The organism is Brachybacterium sacelli (assembly GCF_017876545.1).
Taxonomy (GTDB): Bacteria; Actinomycetota; Actinomycetes; order Actinomycetales; family Dermabacteraceae; genus Brachybacterium; species Brachybacterium sacelli.
In genome coordinates this window covers 73,045-87,564 of sequence record NZ_JAGIOD010000002.1, presented here as the reverse complement: position 1 = coordinate 87,564, position 14,520 = coordinate 73,045, and the positions used below count along the sequence as shown (strand labels likewise).

Below are 14,520 nucleotides of genomic sequence, written 5' to 3'. Positions count from 1 at the left end.
GGGCCGGCACGCGAGAGCGGGACCGGTCGGCCACGTTCCTGCACGCACCCGCCTGCATCGTGGAAAGTGTGTGACCCATGGCATGGGGTGACGCGTACGGCGACGGCAGCACAGGGGAGGCACGCCCCGGGGACAGGGGCCCGGGACCGACCGAGGGGTCGGCCCCTGATTCAGCCGACGGCTGACCTTTCTCCCTAACGTCCCCGACCTCGCCATGGTGTCGGGGGTGCTGGGTAGATTGGGGCCCATGAGCGAGACCGACGAGCCCCGGGGCGAGGCAGCCGAGCCGACACTGGCGCTGCCTGCCTCCACCGTTCCCGACCCGGCCACAGCACCGGGCCTGCGCTGGGGCGTGATCTCCCCAGGCCATATCGGCGACCAGTTCACGGCCACCGCGCACCGGGCGACCGCCTCCCGCGTGGTCTCCGTGGTCTCCCGCTCCCAGCAGCGGGCCGAGGACTTCGCCGCAGAGCACGGCATCGAGCAGGCCTTCTCCTCGGTGACGGACATGCTCGCCGCCGGCGGTCTGGATGCCGTCTACGTCGCCTCCCCGCACGCCCAGCACCATGAGCTGGCCCGCCCGGTGCTCGAGGCGGGCATCCCGGTGCTCGTCGAGAAGGCCTTCACCCTCAACGGCGCCCAGGCCCGCGACCTGCTGGACCTCGCCCGTGAGCGCGACGTGTTCGCCATGGAGGCGATGTGGGCGCGCTTCCTGCCGCAGTACGACGTGCTGCGACAGGTGGTCGCCTCCGGTGTGCTCGGCGAGATCATCGAGGTGACCGCGGACCACGGGCAGTCCTTCCCGGAGGACCCGGCCCACCGCATGTACGCGCCGGAGCTCGGCGGCGGTGCGCTGCTGGACCTCGGCGTCTACCCGCTCTCCTTCGCCCAGATGGTGCTCGGAGACCTCGATGACCTCGCCGTCCGGGGCGACCTCACCCGGACCGGGGTCGACGCCTACGTCGGCCTGCTCGCCCGAGGGTCCCAGGGCGGTCGGGCCGTGGTGTCCTCCACCTTGCTCGCCCGCACGCCTGCCGAGGCCGTGGTCAACGGGACCGCCGGGGTGGCCCGGCTGTCCGGGGCGTTCTTCGCCCCCGGCACGCTCACGGTCACGCTGCTGGACGGCCGCTCGGCCTCGTTCAGGCACGTCGGCGAACCGGGCGACGGCATGGCCTACGAGATCGCGGAGGCCGCGCGCCGGATCGGCGCGGGGGATCTCGAGTCGCCGCTGATGAGCTGGGCGGACACGCTCAGCGTGATGGACACGATGGACGCCGTGCGCGCCGAGCTCGGCGTGGTCTACCCCGGGGAGGAATCCGCGTGAGCATCCTGGAATCGGCGCGCGGCCTGCGTATCCCCTCCCCGCACCCGCCCAAGCGCGGCGTGTTCATCTCCTTCGAGGGGGGTGAGGCCGCCGGCAAGACCACGCAGATGCAGATGCTGCGCGACCACCTCGTCACCGAGCGCTCCGTCGCCGAGGACCTCATCCTCACGACCCGCGAACCGGGAGGGACGGAGCTGGGCAGGTCGGTGCGGGAGCTGCTGCTGCACGGGGAGTACGTCGACCCTCGCGCGGAGGCGTTGCTGTACGCCGCGGACCGCGCCCACCACATCGCCACCCTCGTGCGACCTCATCTGGTGCGCGGCGGGCTGGTGCTGGGCGACCGCTACCTGGACTCGTCGATCGCCTATCAGGGAGCCGGGCGCGAGCTCGAGCCCGACGAGATCGGCTCTCTCTCGCTGTGGGCGACCCGCGGCCTGCTCCCCCACCGCACGATCCTGCTGGACGTCCCGACGGAGACCCTCGACGAGCGCCGTGCCACCGGGCAGGACCGTCTCGAGAGCGCGGGAGGCGAATTCCACGCCACGGTGCGTCAGGAGTTCCTCGATCTCGCAGAGGCCGACCCGGAGCGCTTCGCCGTCATCGACGGCATGCAGCCGCGCGAGGTCGTGCACGCCCAGGTGCTCGAGGCCGTCGGCGAGGTGCTCGACCTGTTCGACCCGACCTTCGAACCGGCTCCGCCCACCAAGCACCGGGACGAGTTGTGACGACCGTCGATCCGGGTGGCGCCGGAGCGGCGACGGACGAGGCCGTCGGGGCGTGGAGCGACGTCGTCGGCCAGGACGCCGCGGTCGCCCAGTTCCGTCGCGCCGCCTCGTCCCCGGCCTCTCTCGCCCAGGCCTGGCTGATCACGGGCCCTCCCGGCTCCGGGCGCTCCACGGCCGCCCGTGCCTTCGCCGCCACGCTGCAGTGCGAGACGGGCACCGGCTGCGGGCACTGCCGCGCCTGCCGCACCGTCCTCGCGAACACCCATCCGGACGTCACCGTCGTCGCGACCGACAAGTTGTCGATCGCGAAGGACGAGGTGCGCGCCCTGGTGATGACCGCGCAGCGGGCGCCGGCCACCGGGCGGCACCGGGTGCTGATCGTCGAGGACGCGGACCGCATGAGCGCCGGCACCTTCAACGTGCTGCTGAAGTCCATCGAGGAACCGCCGCCGTCGACGGTGTGGATGCTGTGCGCCCCGTCGGCCGAGGACCTCGCCCCGACCATCCGGTCGCGGTGCCGCCAGGTGACGCTGTCGGTCCCGTCCTCGGAGGTGGTCGCGGGCCTGTTGCGCCGTCGGGACGGGGTGGACGAGGGCCTGGCCCTGCGGGCCGCTCGCGCCGCCCAGGGGCACATCGGGCTCGCCCTGCGGTACGCGACGCAGGAGGGCGCCCTGGCGGCCCGGGAGGACTCCGCACGCACTCTGCTGTCCCTGCGGGGAGCGGGCCAGGCGGTGCTCGCGGCACAGGCTCTGGTGGACCGTGCCACTGCAGAGGCCAAGGAGCATGCCGATGCGGTCGCCAGCGAGGAGAAGGAGCGTTTCCTGCGCTCCGCGGGGATCGACGACGGCAAGGTCCCGCCGTCGCTGCGCTCCCAGGTGCGCCAGCTCGAGGAGGACGCCAAGCGGCGCCAGACACGACTGGTGCGCGATGTGCTGGACCGGTACCTGCTCGACGTGCACTCGGTGCTGCGCGATGTGCTGAGCCGTCAGCTGGACGCCGGCAGCGAGCTGGTCAACATCGAGATCGCCGGGGAGATCGAGCAGGCCGCCACGAACGGGACCGGCACGACCACTCTGCAGCTGCTCGATGCAGTCCAGGAGGCGCGCAGCCGCATCAGCGGCAACGTGCCCCCGCTGCTGGCGATCGAGGCCCTCCTGGCCCGTATCGCGATCTGCCAGCGCTGACGGGCCCACTTCGGCGTCGGCCGGTCCCGGTGCCCGTTCCCGGCGGCCGTCGCATCCCGGTCGGTGACCACACAGTGATCAGCGCCGTGCTTCTGTGCGGGGAAGCACAGCGCTGATCACTGGCAGGGCACTGGCGGGAAAGTGGCCTCAGGCCTCGAGCGGACCGGGCTTCTCGTCCTCGCTCGTGGTGGCCGTCCCGCTCTCGGGTGCAGCGGTCACGTCCTGTGCGGAGTCCGCCTCGGGCACCTCGATGGCCGACTCTCCCTGCGCCTCGGACGGTGCGGGCTCGACAGCTGCGGGATCGGCGGCACGGTCGGTCGGCTCGGCCTCGGCGGCGATCTTCACCGCATCGGCGGGCTTCGCCTCGTCGGCGGGCTCCCCCGTCTCGGGCTTGCGCTGGATGTCGACCTCGAGCTCGTCGACCACCACGCCGGCGCCGCGCGGGATCTCGCGCTGGTCGTCCTGCTGGCCGGTCTCGGAGTGCGCGCCGCAGCCGTAGCCGAGATGGACGACCCGGCCATCGGCCGGGGACCACTCGTTGGTGCACACGCCGAACTCGCCGCGCAGTGACCCGGAGAGCTTCGAGAGGAAACCGCAGCTGGAGCAGCTGGCCGTGACCGTGCCGCGACGGCCGCGGGCGGAGATCTGGCGGGGGCCGAAATCGCCCTCGGTCCAGCGCTCGGCCGCCTCGGAGCGCCCCAGCGGGGACAGCACGCGGGATCGGCCGAGGCCGAGCTCCCAGAGCGCGACCCGGTCGGCGTCCTCGTCGCCGGTGGCCTCGTAGCCCTGCTCGAGGCGCGCGTCCTGCTCGTGGAAGGGCAGCAGGTCGTCGGCCCCGATGTCCCCGGGCTTCAGCCGCTCGGACCACGGCTCCCACTCCGGAGCGAGGATCGCTTCCTCGCCCGGCAGCAATGCGGTCTCCGCGACGGTCGGCACCTTCGCGCGGGAGGCACGAGCGAGCACGACGGTCCAGGACCAGCCGCGGTACCCGGGCATGGTGCACTCGAAGACGTGCGTGACCAGCCGTTCCCCACTGACCTCGACGCGCTGGTGCTCACCGACCTGCCCCGGTTCGGTGACCTCGAGCAGCGCCTCGCGGGCGAGCTCGACGGCGTCGGCCGCCACGGCGTCCAGCCGGGGCCGGGTGGTGCGGGTGCGGCGGGGGGCGGTGGTCGGCTGCGTCATATGTTCAGGCCTCGAAATTGTCGGCAACGGCGCGGAGCACGGTGGAGATCTTCTGCGAGTGCTCGCGATCGGGATAGCGACCCTGGCGGAGCCCGTTGGAGGCGTCGTCCAGCAGACGGATCAGGTCCTCGACCATATCCGCCATCTCCCCGGGCTTGGCACGGCGCGCACGGCTGACCGACGGCGCCGGCTCCATCAGGCGCAGGGACAGCACCTGGGGACCCCGGCGACCGTCGACCATGTCGAAGTCGACCCGCACACCGGGACGCAGGGCGTTGGCACCCTCGGGCAGGTTGGAGGCGTGCACGTACACGCTCTGACCATCCTCGTCATCGAGGATGAAGCCGAAGCCCTTCTCGGCGTCGTAGAACTTCACCTTGCCGCGTGGCACGTGGATCCCATTCCTTGTCTGCTGATGGCGGTCCGCTGGGTCGGGGCCCGGGAGCTCACGGACCCGCTGCGGATCCGACGGATTGCTGTGCCCCGCGGGTGCCGGAGTCCGTCCGGCAACGATGGAGTCTATCGTGCGGAACCGTCCGTGTGGCGAGCGCATTTCTCGTTCGTGACCGCGGCCACCGGCAGGTCGGGCAGCGGCAGCGGCGCGGGCGCTCGCCGCCCTCTCCTCAGGGGCGTTCTCGAGCCCCCGCCACCTGCCTGGGACCGCTTCTCAACGGCGCCGTTCGGGTGGGATCTCCCGCGGAGGGGAGCCCGGCGGTGCCGGGTCCAGCCCCAGCCCGACCAGCATCTGCTCGAGGATCATGGCGGTGAACCCCCACACGAAGGCGTCCTCGGGCAGCTCGAACACGGGCCCCACCCCTTGGCCACGCAGCAGGCCCCGGCGCCGGTGGGCCGGATCGGTCAGCGAACCGGGCCCGGTCAGCCGCGCCCAGACCACGCGCTCCACCTCGACCGGGTCCTGCACCCCGAGCGGGAGCGGGCTCGGCGCCCAGCCCAGCACCGGGGTCACCCGTTGGACGCGCCACGGCATCGGGATCGGCGCGAAGGCGCCCAGCACCTGCACCTGGCGGGGGTCCAGGCCGGTCTCCTCCTGCGCCTCGCGCAGGGCGGTGTGCACGTCGTCGCGGTCACCGGGGTCGGCACCACCTCCGGGCAGGGAGAACTGCCCCGGCTGGGAGCGCAGAGCGTGCCCGCGCTCCTCGAGCACCACCTCCGCCTCGCCCAAGCTGGTCCCCGTGATCAGCAGCAGCACTGCGCTGCGCCGCACCGCCTCCGGGCCGCCGCCGGGATCGCGCGGGTCTTCGCCGCGCCGGACCAGCACCTCGCCGCGCCGGGCGCGCTCGGAGAGCGGGTTCATGAAGTCGGGAAGGGACCCGGCCGGCGGCGGTGCGGCGGTCATACCGCACCCGCGCTAGGGCAGACGTCGGCCAGCACGCAGTCCCCGCAGCGCGGCGCCCGCGCCGTGCACACGCGGCGACCGTGCAGGATGAGCCGCAGGCCCAGGAGCGTCAGATCCTCCGCGGGGCTGCCGTCCCCGTCGGCGGCGAGGCGGGCGATCACGTCCTCCTCGACCGTGCGGGGGTCCGAGCTCGTGGTCCAGCCCAGGCGCCGCGCGAGACGACCGACGTGGGTGTCCACGGCGAGCAGCGAGTGCCCGAACCAGGCCCCGCGCAGGACGTGCGCCGTCTTGCGCCCCACCCCGGGCAGGGCCTCGAGCGCCGCCTGGTCGTCGGGGACCTCGCCGTCATGGTCGGCCACCAGGCCGCGGGCGAGTCCGATGATCCGACGCGCCCGGGTGGGGCCCATTCCGAGAGGTCGCACCACCTCGGTGACCGTGGTCTCGTCTGCTCCGGCGAGCGCGGCCGCATCGGGCCAGGCGGCGAAGAGATCGGGCGTGACCTGGTTGACGCGCACATCGGTGGTCTGGGCCGACAGCACCGTCGCGACCAGCAGTTCGAAGGCGTCACGATGGTCGAGCTCGGTGCGCGCCCCGACGTGGACAGCGGCGAGCCGGGAGGCGACGACGGCGGCGTCCGCCGGGCCGACACGAGGCTCCTCGGCGGCAGCTCGGGAGGTCGACGTGGGCATTCGGCGAGCTCCTCGTGCAGGGGTTGGCGGGCCTCAGCGGCTTCGGCGCGATAGTGTTTCCTCATCATGTGACAGTTGCCACCGCAGTTCGTGGCATCGGTCACCATGGGTAGCACAGCACGGTCCCGGAATTCGGGACCCCACCATCAGGAGGTTCCGTGGACGAGAACATCGTACGGTCATCGCCGCTGTTCGCTGCGCTCGACGAGGACGGCAAGCAGGCCGTGCTGGCGTCGATGAAGCAGGAGGACTATCACCGCAGCGCCATCATCTTCCGCGAGGGCGATCCGGGCGATCGGCTCTTCATCATCGGATCGGGCAAGGTCAAGGTCGGTCACGCCTCGGGCGACGGCCGCGAGAACCTCCTGGCCGTGCTCGGCCCGGGCGAGACGCTGGGCGAGCTGTCACTGTTCGATCCGGCGCCGCGCAACGCGACGGCGACCGTGGTCGCCGAGTCGACCCTCTACTCGCTGACGCAGCAGGACCTGTACCGGGTGCTCGCGCAGCGTCCTGAGGTCGCCCGTCACCTGCTCGCCTCGCTCGCGCGTCGTCTGCGCAAGACCAACGAGTCGCTCGCCGACCTCGTCTTCGCCGACGTCCCCGGGCGCGTCGCCAAGAATGTCCTCGATCTCGCGCAGCGGTTCGGCCGCCAGACCGACGACGGCGTGATGGTCGCTCACGGCCTCACCCAGGAGGAGCTGGCCCAGCTGGTCGGCGCTTCCCGCGAGACCGTGAACAAGGCGCTCGCGGACTTCGCCTCGCGCGGCTGGATCCGGCTGGAAGCCCGCGCCGTCCTGATCTCGGACGTGGAGCGCCTGCGCCGCCGCGCCCGCTGACTCCTGGCGGGGCGCTCCGGCACGCCCGGAGCTCCCACCCCGGGGCGAGCACTCCGGCACGCCGGACGGGACCCTCGATCCGCACCCTCTCGGCAGCGGATCGAGGGTCTCGTCGTGCTCCGCAGAGGCAGGACCCCTACGGAGTGCTCGGCGCCCTCACGCCTGTCAGTGCCCTTGGGCGAGGTGCTCGAGCGTCGCGCGGAGGTTCCAGCGCGCGGCCTTCTCCAGGTCCTCGGACAGGTCCGGACCGTAGACCGCCCGCAGCAGGCGCTCGAGGGTGAGCACGCCCGCCGTCCGCGCGCGCCGCACCTGCTCGATGCGCTCGTGCCGATGCTCGATCGCCTCCTCGAGCGCCGCCAGGGCCTCGAGCGGATTCTCGTAGGGCCTGCCGTGCCCGGGATGGATCGAGCCGATCCGACCGTCCAGGGCCATCGCCCGCAGGATCGCGAGGGACTGGAGGTAGTCGGCGAGGGAACCGCCGTCGTCGGGCACGATCACCGTCGAGGAACCGCCCAGCAGCGTGTCGCCGCTGAGCAGCCGTCCGCCGTCCACCAGCACGCCGACCGAGTCGGAGGTGTGGCCGGGCAGATGGATGACGTGTCCGACCACCCCGTGATCGCCCTCCAGCGTCGAGGGCAGCGGTCGGGACCCGGGCAGGGCGCGCTGGTCCGCAGCCCACAGCGGCACCTCGACCCCACCACGGGCGCCGAGCTGCCGCGCCAGGGTCGCCGCCCCCGCGGTGTGGTCGAGATGGCGATGGGTCACCAGCACCCCCATCGGCCGCACCCCCTCGCCGCAGGCCACCAGCAGCTCGGCGAGATGCTCGGCGTCCTTGGGGCCGGGGTCGACGACCCACACCTGCTCGCCGTCGCGCAGGACGTAGCTGCGGGTGCCGTGCAGCGTCATCGGCCCCGGATTGTCCGCCCGGACCGCGATCAGCTCGACCGCGGGCGCCTCGGGATCGCGCTGCGGAGCCTGGTCGGACACGGCGCCCCTCAGCCGGCCGGGGCGGGCGCGGGGACGGCCGGGCCGTCCAGCTCCACCACCAGCTCCAGTTCGACGGGTGCGTCCAGCGGGAGCACGGCGACGCCGACGGCGCTGCGCGCATGGCGCCCCGCGTCCCCGAAGATCTCGCCGAGCAGCGTGCTGGCCCCGTTGATCACGGCCGGCTGAGCGGTGAAGGAGGGGTCGGAGGCGACGAACCCGGTGAGCTTGACGACGCGCACCACCCGGTCGAGGTCCCCGACCAGGTCCTCGATCGCTGCCAGGGCGTTGAGGCAGCAGGTCGCGGCGAGCTCGGCGGCTCGCTCGGGGCCGACCTCGGCACCGACCTTCCCGGTCGTCGCCAGGGCGCCGTCGACGAAGGGCAGCTGCCCGGAGGTGTGGACATGGGGTCCGGAGGCGATGGCGGGCACGTAGGCGGCGACCGGCGCGGCGACGGCGGGCAGGCTCAGGTCGAGCTCCGCCAGTCGCGCGCGGACCCGCGACCCGGGCTCCTGCCCTGTGGTGACCATCCGCTCAGCCCTCGGTGCTGGGGCGCTTGAGGTAGGCGACCAGGTTCTCGGGATTCGGTCCGGGCACGACCTGGACCAGCTCCCACCCCTCCTCGCCGTAGTTGTCGAGGATCTGCTTGGTCGCGTGGATCAGCAGAGGGACGGTCAGGTATTCCCAGCGGGTGACTGTGCTCATGGGGCGAGCCTACCGGCCCCACCCTGCTCCTGAGCGGTCCCGAGGGTCCCGTCCGCGAGCGACCTCGGGGCCCGTTCGACCACCTCTTGGTCAGCTGCGTCAGCTGCCGACCGCCTCCTGCGAGGCGCGTCGCAGCACCGTGGACCAGTCCGTGACGTCGGGGTGCCGTCGCAGCAGCCGTCGACGCTCCCGCTCGGTCATCCCGCCCCACACCCCGAAATCGACCCGGTTGTCCAAGGCGTCGGCGAGGCATTCGGTCCTCACCGGACACGCCCCGCAGGCCGCCTTCACGGCATGCTGCTCCGCCCCCTGGACGAAGAACCCGTCCGGGTCCATGGTCACGCAGGCACCGCGTGTGGCCCAGCTCGAGTCCGCGGTGATGGGAGTACCCCCGATGGTCATATGCAACCTCTTTCCAGATCCTCGTTGACCCGATTTCTGCGACCACTGTAAGGAGACCCTCGCCACAGTGCCAAATTCTCCGGCGCCCGAGACCAACCCGTGATAATGCCCCGGAGCCGGCGCTCCCCCTGGTCGCCTCACGTCGCGGCCGGTCACAACCGTGCATCGGGTTCGTGAAGATTCCCCGGCCACGGACCCGCCTCATGGTCTCGCTCACCCCTCCGCCGTACTGTTGGAGCATGGCCCGCACTTCGTCCAGCTCCGCTCCCGGACGCTCCCTTCCCCTCGCCCTGGCGCAGTCCCTGTACTTGATGCTGGGGATGCTCGCCGTCTCCGCCCTGGCCGGGGTCCTCCTGACGGCGTTCTTCCTGCCGGCGGTCTCCGCCTCCTCGGCCGTCGCCAAGGACGGGGTGGCGCTGTTCGAGTCCTACCCCTCGGAGCTCGAGGTCGACCCCCTGAACGAGGCGAGCCGCATCGAGGCGGCCGACGGGTCGCTGCTGGCGACGTTCTACACCGAGAACCGCATCATGGTGCCGCTCGAGGAGATCTCGCCGCACATGCAGCATGCCGTGATCGCCGTCGAGGACCGCCGCTTCTACGAGCACGGCGGCGTCGACCCCCGGGGGCTCGTGCGCGCCTTCGCGAGCAACGCGGCCGGCAGCGACACCCAGGGCGCCTCGACGCTGACCCAGCAGTACGTGAAGAACGCCCTGCTCATGGATGCGGTCCAGCGCAACGACCAGGAGGAGCAGATCGAGGCGACCGAGCAGACGTACGGCCGCAAGGCACGCGAGGCGAAGCTGGCCCTCTCGCTCGAGAAGCAGTGGAGCAAGGACGAGATCCTCAACGCCTACCTCAACGTCGCCCAGTTCGGTCCCTCGCAGTACGGCGTCGAGACCGGAGCCCGGCACTACTTCTCCAAGCACGCCGAGGAGCTCAACCCGGGTGAGGCCGCCCTGTTGGCCGGCATCACCAACGGTCCGAACCAGTACGACCCAGTCTCCCATCCGGAGGCGGGCCAGAAGCGCCGCAACGAGGTGCTGCGCGACATGTTGGGCCAGGACTTCATCAGCCAGGCGGAGTACGACAACTACACGGCGCAGCCGGTCGAGGACATGCTCGACATCCAGAACGTGCGAGCGGGCTGCACGTCCGCGGGCGCGAACGGGTTCTTCTGCGACTACGTCACACGGTCGCTGCTGAACGATCCGGAGTTCGCCCCGACCTACGAGGAGCGGCGCAAGCTCCTGTACGGCGGCGGTCTCACGATCAAGACCACGCTGGATCCGGCCAAGCAGAAGACCGCCAACGAGGTCCTCCAGCGCAGGGTGCCCGGAGACTCCGAGAGCGGCTTCGGCCATTCGATCGTGACCGTCGAGCCGGGCTCCGGCAACATCCTCACCATGGCGCAGAACCGAGAGTTCAACCCGCATGCGGAGGTCGAGCCCGGCGAGACGGCGATCAACTACAACGTCCCGCGGACCCTCGGCGGCAGCAGCGGCTTCCCCGTCGGCTCCACGTTCAAACCCTTCGTGCTCCAGCAGTGGCTCAAGAGCGGCCACAGCATCTACGACAAGGTCAGCACCGGTCGCGAGACGATGAAGACCTTCCCCGCCCAGTGCCTCCCGCGCGGGCGCTGGTACGAGGAGCCCGGGTACAACCCGGACAACGCGGTCTCCGTGCCGATCTCGCCGATGGAGACCGTCCTGAACGGGACGAAGTTCTCCATCAACACGGCCTACGCCAACATGGCCCGCCAGATCGACCTGTGCAAGATCGCCGAGGGCGCCCGCGATATCGGGGTGGTCCCTGCGACCCACAACCCCTTCGATCCGGCGACCTGGAACAACGACATCTCCGACGTCTACGGCTCCGAGCTGGCCCCCGCCGTGGTGGTCCTGGGCGAGGTGCGCATCTCCGCACTCGACATGGCGAACTCCTATGCGACCTGGGCCGCCGGCGGCACCTACTGCAAGCCGCAGGCCATCGCCGAGGTCGTCGACCGCAACGGCGACGCGATGGAGACCTCCGGTGCCGAGTGCCACCAGGCGGTCGACAAGGAGGTCGCCGACGCGATCACCTGGACGCTCCAGCAGGATCTCGAGGACCCCAAGGCCACCGGCAAGGGCAAGGTGATCCCGGGGCACCCTGCGGGTGGCAAGACCGGTACCTCCGGGTCGCAGTTCCATACCTGGTACGTCGGCTTCACCCGGCAGATGTCCACTGCCGTGTGGTTCGGCCACCCGAACGGCAATGTCCGTCCCGGCGGCTTCAGCGTCGACGGGGAGGCGCTTCACAGCGGCAAGGTATGGGGCAACACGGTCTCGCTGCCCACCTGGCAGGAGTACATGGCCAAGGCACACGAAGGGCTGCCCAGCGAGCCGTTCCCCGCCAAGCCCAAGGACGAGACCAAGAGCGCTGCGAACCAGGCCGTGCAGAAGGGCGTGGTGCCGGACGTCTCCGGGATGGTGCTCTCGGAGGCCAAGGCCGCGCTCGAGGCGGCCGGATACTCCCACGAGGTCAAGCAGGAGCCTTCGGGCTCGGTCGGCAAGTGGTACGTGATCGGCACCGAGCCCCGCCCGGGGTCCAAGCTGCCCGAGGACGAGACCGTGGTCATCCGCCAGTCCAACGGACAGGGCTGAGATGCGCCCGCTCCTCGCCGCCTCCGCGGCAGTGGGCCTGACGGGCCTCGGTGCCGGCGCGGCCGCTCATCTCTGGTCCCGGCACGTCGAGATCCACCGGTACACGCTGCGCGAGTTCGAGCTGCGCATCCTGCCGCCCGGCACCCGCACCGTCCGCGTGCTCCACCTCAGCGACATCCACCTGATGCCGGACCAGGACCGCAAGCTGGCCTTCCTCGAGCACCTCTCCGCCCTTCGCCCGCACCTGGTCATCGACACCGGGGACAACATCGCCTCGGCCGCCTCGGTGCCGGTGCTCGCCCAGGCCCTCGATCCCCTGCTGCGTCGGCCGGGCGCCTTCGTGATGGGGTCGAACGACATGTACGAGCCGGCACCGAAGAACCCGGCCCGCTACCTGCTGCCCGACGCGCGCCCCGAGGGGCTCACCGAGCGCACGGAACTCACCCTGCCGACGCCGGAGCTCGCACGGCGTCTGTCGGCGCACGGCTGGAAGGACCTCACCAATGCCCGGGCGAGCATCGAGCTGGACGGGCTGGAGGTGCGCCTGGTGGGGGTCGACGACCCGCACCTGGACCGTGACGAGATGCCCCCGGTCGCCGAGCCCGCCCCACCTGCTCCCCCGCACGGCAACGTCCTGCGGCTCGGGGTCGCTCACGCGCCCTACCGGCGGGTGCTGGACGCCTTCGTGGCCGACGGGACGGATCTGCTCCTCGCCGGCCACACCCATGGCGGACAGCTCCGGGTACCGGGAATCGGCGCGCTGGTGACCAACTGCGACCTGCCCCGGAAGCAGGCGCGCGGGCTGTCCGACTGGCACGGCGTCCCCCTGCACGTCAGTGCCGGCATGGGGGCGAGCCCGTACTCCGACTACCGCCTGTTCACCCCTCCCGAGGCGACGTTGCTCACTTTGCGCGCCCCGAGGTCCGGGCCGGGGGTCCTGAGCACTCCGAACCCCTGCTAAAGTTGCTCCTCGGTGCACCACTTCGGTGGGCATCACCGGGGTGTAGCGCAGCTTGGTAGCGCGCCTCGTTCGGGACGAGGAGGTCGCAGGTTCAAATCCTGTCACCCCGACCACCGGCACCTTGAGGGTGTCACCGACGACGGGTCGGAGCTTCGGCTCCGGCCCGTCGCCGCATTCCCGGACTTCTGCCGACGGACCCACCGTCGCCCGGGATGCTTCTATGTTGTGTCAAGCCGCGGCGGCGGCGTCCGGGGCGGGGTGGGCAACTGCGAGCGATCGGAAGATCTGGCGGCTGATGTAGCGCTTGAGGCAGCGTCGGATCTCTCTGGATGTCTTGCCCTCGCTTTGGCGCCGTTCGATGTAGGCGCGGGTGGCAGGGTCGGTGCGCATCCTGGTGAGCACGATGGTGTTCAGCGCGCGGTTCAGCCGTCGGTCCCCACCGCGGTTGAGGCGATGCCTCGTGGTGTTGCCCGAGGAAGCCGGGATCGGACAGATTCCTCCGATCATGGCGAATGCGGCCTCGTTGCGTATTCGCCCGGGGTGCGACCAGACCGTCAAGATCACGGCTGCGGTAACCGCGCCGACTCCTGGCAAGTCCAGCAACTCGGGAGCCGTGGTCTCCACGATGCGAGTGATCTGTTCACGGTTCTCGGCGAGGTCGTTCTCGAGCGTCGTGATCCGCTTCGCGAGGCGTGTCGCTTCAGCGCGGGCGGTTGCTGCGCCGAGTGTTTCCTCGCGGCGACGCCAGCTCACGATCGTCGCGATCTGCGTTCCGGTCAAGGCTCGGCGGGCGCCGATGCCGAGGTCGTGGGTCCGAACGAGGGCGGTGAGCGCGTTGATGCACCGCAATCTGTCGGCGTTGTGCTGGTCGCGGGCACCCGTGAGCACCTGAAGCGCCGACTGCAGCTCACCGGCGCGACGATCTCGCAACTTCGTCAACGGCATGACGAGACTCGATCGGGCGGCGAGCATCGCGTCGAGGGCGTCAGTCTTGCTTCGGGCTCGTGCACGACGCGGGGTCGGTGCCTCGACGACTCGGTACCCCGCTTGTTGCAGCACGTCGCTGAGAACTGCCCCGTAGGAGCCAGTTCCTTCCGCGGCGATCAGCACATCGTCGAGGTCGCCTTCGGTTCGGCGTGAGATCCAGTCTCGTGCGCGTCGCAGCCCTGCAGGGCTGGTCGGGAAGACGTTCTGATCGATGAGACCGCCGTTCGGGGCCTTGATGATCGCGTAGGAGTGGGTTGCGGCGTGGGTGTCGACTCCGACGACATATCGGTAGAAGTCCCCTACGGTGGCAGGCAGACTGTTCATGACGATGTTCCTCTCGAATCGCTGGGACGGGACGTCGTTGCCGGCGTCGGCCCAGGATGAGAGTCACTACGAGGCGGGCCTGTAATGAGCCACGCCGCCGGGATCGTGATTCCGGCGGTGGACATGCTTCTGATCAAGCCATCGTGGTGGGCCAGGGCTGGCGCCGGCACCCGGCCCCCGCCGGACAGATCCCGGGAATGACACCCCGTAGGGGT

At 71.1% G+C, this 14,520-nt stretch carries 15 protein-coding genes and 1 tRNA gene; 7 read left to right on the top strand and 9 right to left on the bottom strand.

Translation table 11 applies throughout. From position 1 onward, the window contains the following. Positions 1–247: 247 nt before the first annotated feature. The 3 genes from JOF43_RS14500 to JOF43_RS14490 are packed head-to-tail and all read left to right on the top strand — an operon-like array spanning position 248 to position 3,233. Positions 248–1,324: a Gfo/Idh/MocA family protein gene (locus tag JOF43_RS14500; RefSeq protein ID WP_209903445.1), complete on the top strand. Its 1,077-nt coding sequence runs from the start codon at positions 248–250 to the stop codon at positions 1,322–1,324. Continuing rightward, positions 1,321–2,049, top strand: coding sequence for a dTMP kinase (gene tmk / locus JOF43_RS14495; RefSeq protein ID WP_209903443.1), 729 nt, complete (start codon positions 1,321–1,323; stop codon positions 2,047–2,049). The genes JOF43_RS14500 and tmk overlap by 4 nt, the downstream gene beginning before the upstream one ends. Then, on the top strand, positions 2,046–3,233 hold the full coding sequence (locus JOF43_RS14490) for a DNA polymerase III subunit delta' (RefSeq protein ID WP_209903441.1): 1,188 nt from the start codon (positions 2,046–2,048) through the stop codon (positions 3,231–3,233). Before tmk ends, JOF43_RS14490 begins: the two co-directional genes overlap by 4 nt. Before the next feature lie 147 nt (positions 3,234–3,380). Here JOF43_RS14490 and JOF43_RS14485 read toward each other — a convergent pair whose 3' ends face one another. The 4 genes from JOF43_RS14485 to JOF43_RS14470 all read right to left on the bottom strand — a co-directional run bounded on the left by JOF43_RS14485 (position 3,381) and on the right by JOF43_RS14470 (position 6,464). Next, the gene (locus JOF43_RS14485) at positions 3,381–4,418 is read right to left on the bottom strand and encodes a DUF3027 domain-containing protein (protein ID WP_209903439.1); all 1,038 of its coding nucleotides are present in this window, start codon (positions 4,416–4,418) and stop codon (positions 3,381–3,383) included. Between the two features lie 4 nt (positions 4,419–4,422). Then, positions 4,423–4,809, bottom strand: coding sequence for a cold-shock protein (locus JOF43_RS14480; RefSeq protein ID WP_209903437.1), 387 nt, complete (start codon positions 4,807–4,809; stop codon positions 4,423–4,425). A gap of 276 nt (positions 4,810–5,085) precedes the next feature. After that, complete coding sequence (locus tag JOF43_RS14475; RefSeq protein ID WP_209903435.1) at positions 5,086–5,775, bottom strand: NUDIX hydrolase; 690 nt, start codon at positions 5,773–5,775, stop codon at positions 5,086–5,088. Beyond that, positions 5,772–6,464 carry an endonuclease III domain-containing protein gene (locus tag JOF43_RS14470; protein WP_209903433.1) on the bottom strand — a complete coding sequence of 231 codons (693 nt, stop codon included), beginning with the start codon at positions 6,462–6,464 and terminating at the stop codon, positions 5,772–5,774. Before JOF43_RS14470 ends, JOF43_RS14475 begins: the two co-directional genes overlap by 4 nt. 158 nt (positions 6,465–6,622) lie before the next feature. On the opposite strand from JOF43_RS14470, the gene JOF43_RS14465 reads away from it, so the two are divergent. Then, complete coding sequence (locus tag JOF43_RS14465) at positions 6,623–7,300, top strand: Crp/Fnr family transcriptional regulator (protein WP_342592193.1); 678 nt, start codon at positions 6,623–6,625, stop codon at positions 7,298–7,300. A gap of 165 nt (positions 7,301–7,465) precedes the next feature. On the opposite strand, the gene JOF43_RS14460 is transcribed toward JOF43_RS14465, so the two are convergent. From JOF43_RS14460 to JOF43_RS14445, 4 genes are all read right to left on the bottom strand, one after another. Beyond that, positions 7,466–8,287 (bottom strand): MBL fold metallo-hydrolase, encoded by an 822-nt coding sequence (locus JOF43_RS14460; RefSeq protein ID WP_209903432.1) that lies wholly within the window; start codon positions 8,285–8,287, stop codon positions 7,466–7,468. 8 nt (positions 8,288–8,295) lie between these two features. Then, the gene (locus JOF43_RS14455; protein ID WP_209903430.1) at positions 8,296–8,814 is read right to left on the bottom strand and encodes a RidA family protein; all 519 of its coding nucleotides are present in this window, start codon (positions 8,812–8,814) and stop codon (positions 8,296–8,298) included. Positions 8,815–8,818: 4 nt separating this feature from the next. Further along, positions 8,819–8,989 (bottom strand): Sp36 family protein, encoded by a 171-nt coding sequence (sp36, locus tag JOF43_RS14450; protein WP_209903428.1) that lies wholly within the window; start codon positions 8,987–8,989, stop codon positions 8,819–8,821. Between the two features lie 99 nt (positions 8,990–9,088). Continuing rightward, complete coding sequence (locus tag JOF43_RS14445) at positions 9,089–9,391, bottom strand: WhiB family transcriptional regulator (protein ID WP_209903426.1); 303 nt, start codon at positions 9,389–9,391, stop codon at positions 9,089–9,091. A 239-nt stretch (positions 9,392–9,630) separates the two neighbouring features. Between JOF43_RS14445 and JOF43_RS14440 the strand changes: the two genes are divergently transcribed. From JOF43_RS14440 to JOF43_RS14430, 3 genes are all read left to right on the top strand, one after another. After that, a complete protein-coding gene (locus JOF43_RS14440; protein WP_209903425.1) occupies positions 9,631–12,033 on the top strand; it encodes a transglycosylase domain-containing protein in 2,403 nt (800 codons plus the stop codon). Between the two features lies 1 nt (position 12,034). Next, on the top strand, positions 12,035–12,994 hold the full coding sequence (locus JOF43_RS14435; RefSeq protein WP_209903423.1) for a metallophosphoesterase: 960 nt from the start codon (positions 12,035–12,037) through the stop codon (positions 12,992–12,994). A gap of 36 nt (positions 12,995–13,030) precedes the next feature. After that, positions 13,031–13,107 (top strand) — tRNA-Pro (locus JOF43_RS14430). Between the two features lie 115 nt (positions 13,108–13,222). On the opposite strand, the gene JOF43_RS14425 is transcribed toward JOF43_RS14430, so the two are convergent. Beyond that, positions 13,223–14,305 carry an IS110 family RNA-guided transposase gene (locus JOF43_RS14425; RefSeq protein WP_209901461.1) on the bottom strand — a complete coding sequence of 361 codons (1,083 nt, stop codon included), beginning with the start codon at positions 14,303–14,305 and terminating at the stop codon, positions 13,223–13,225. Positions 14,306–14,520: the final 215 nt, after the last annotated feature.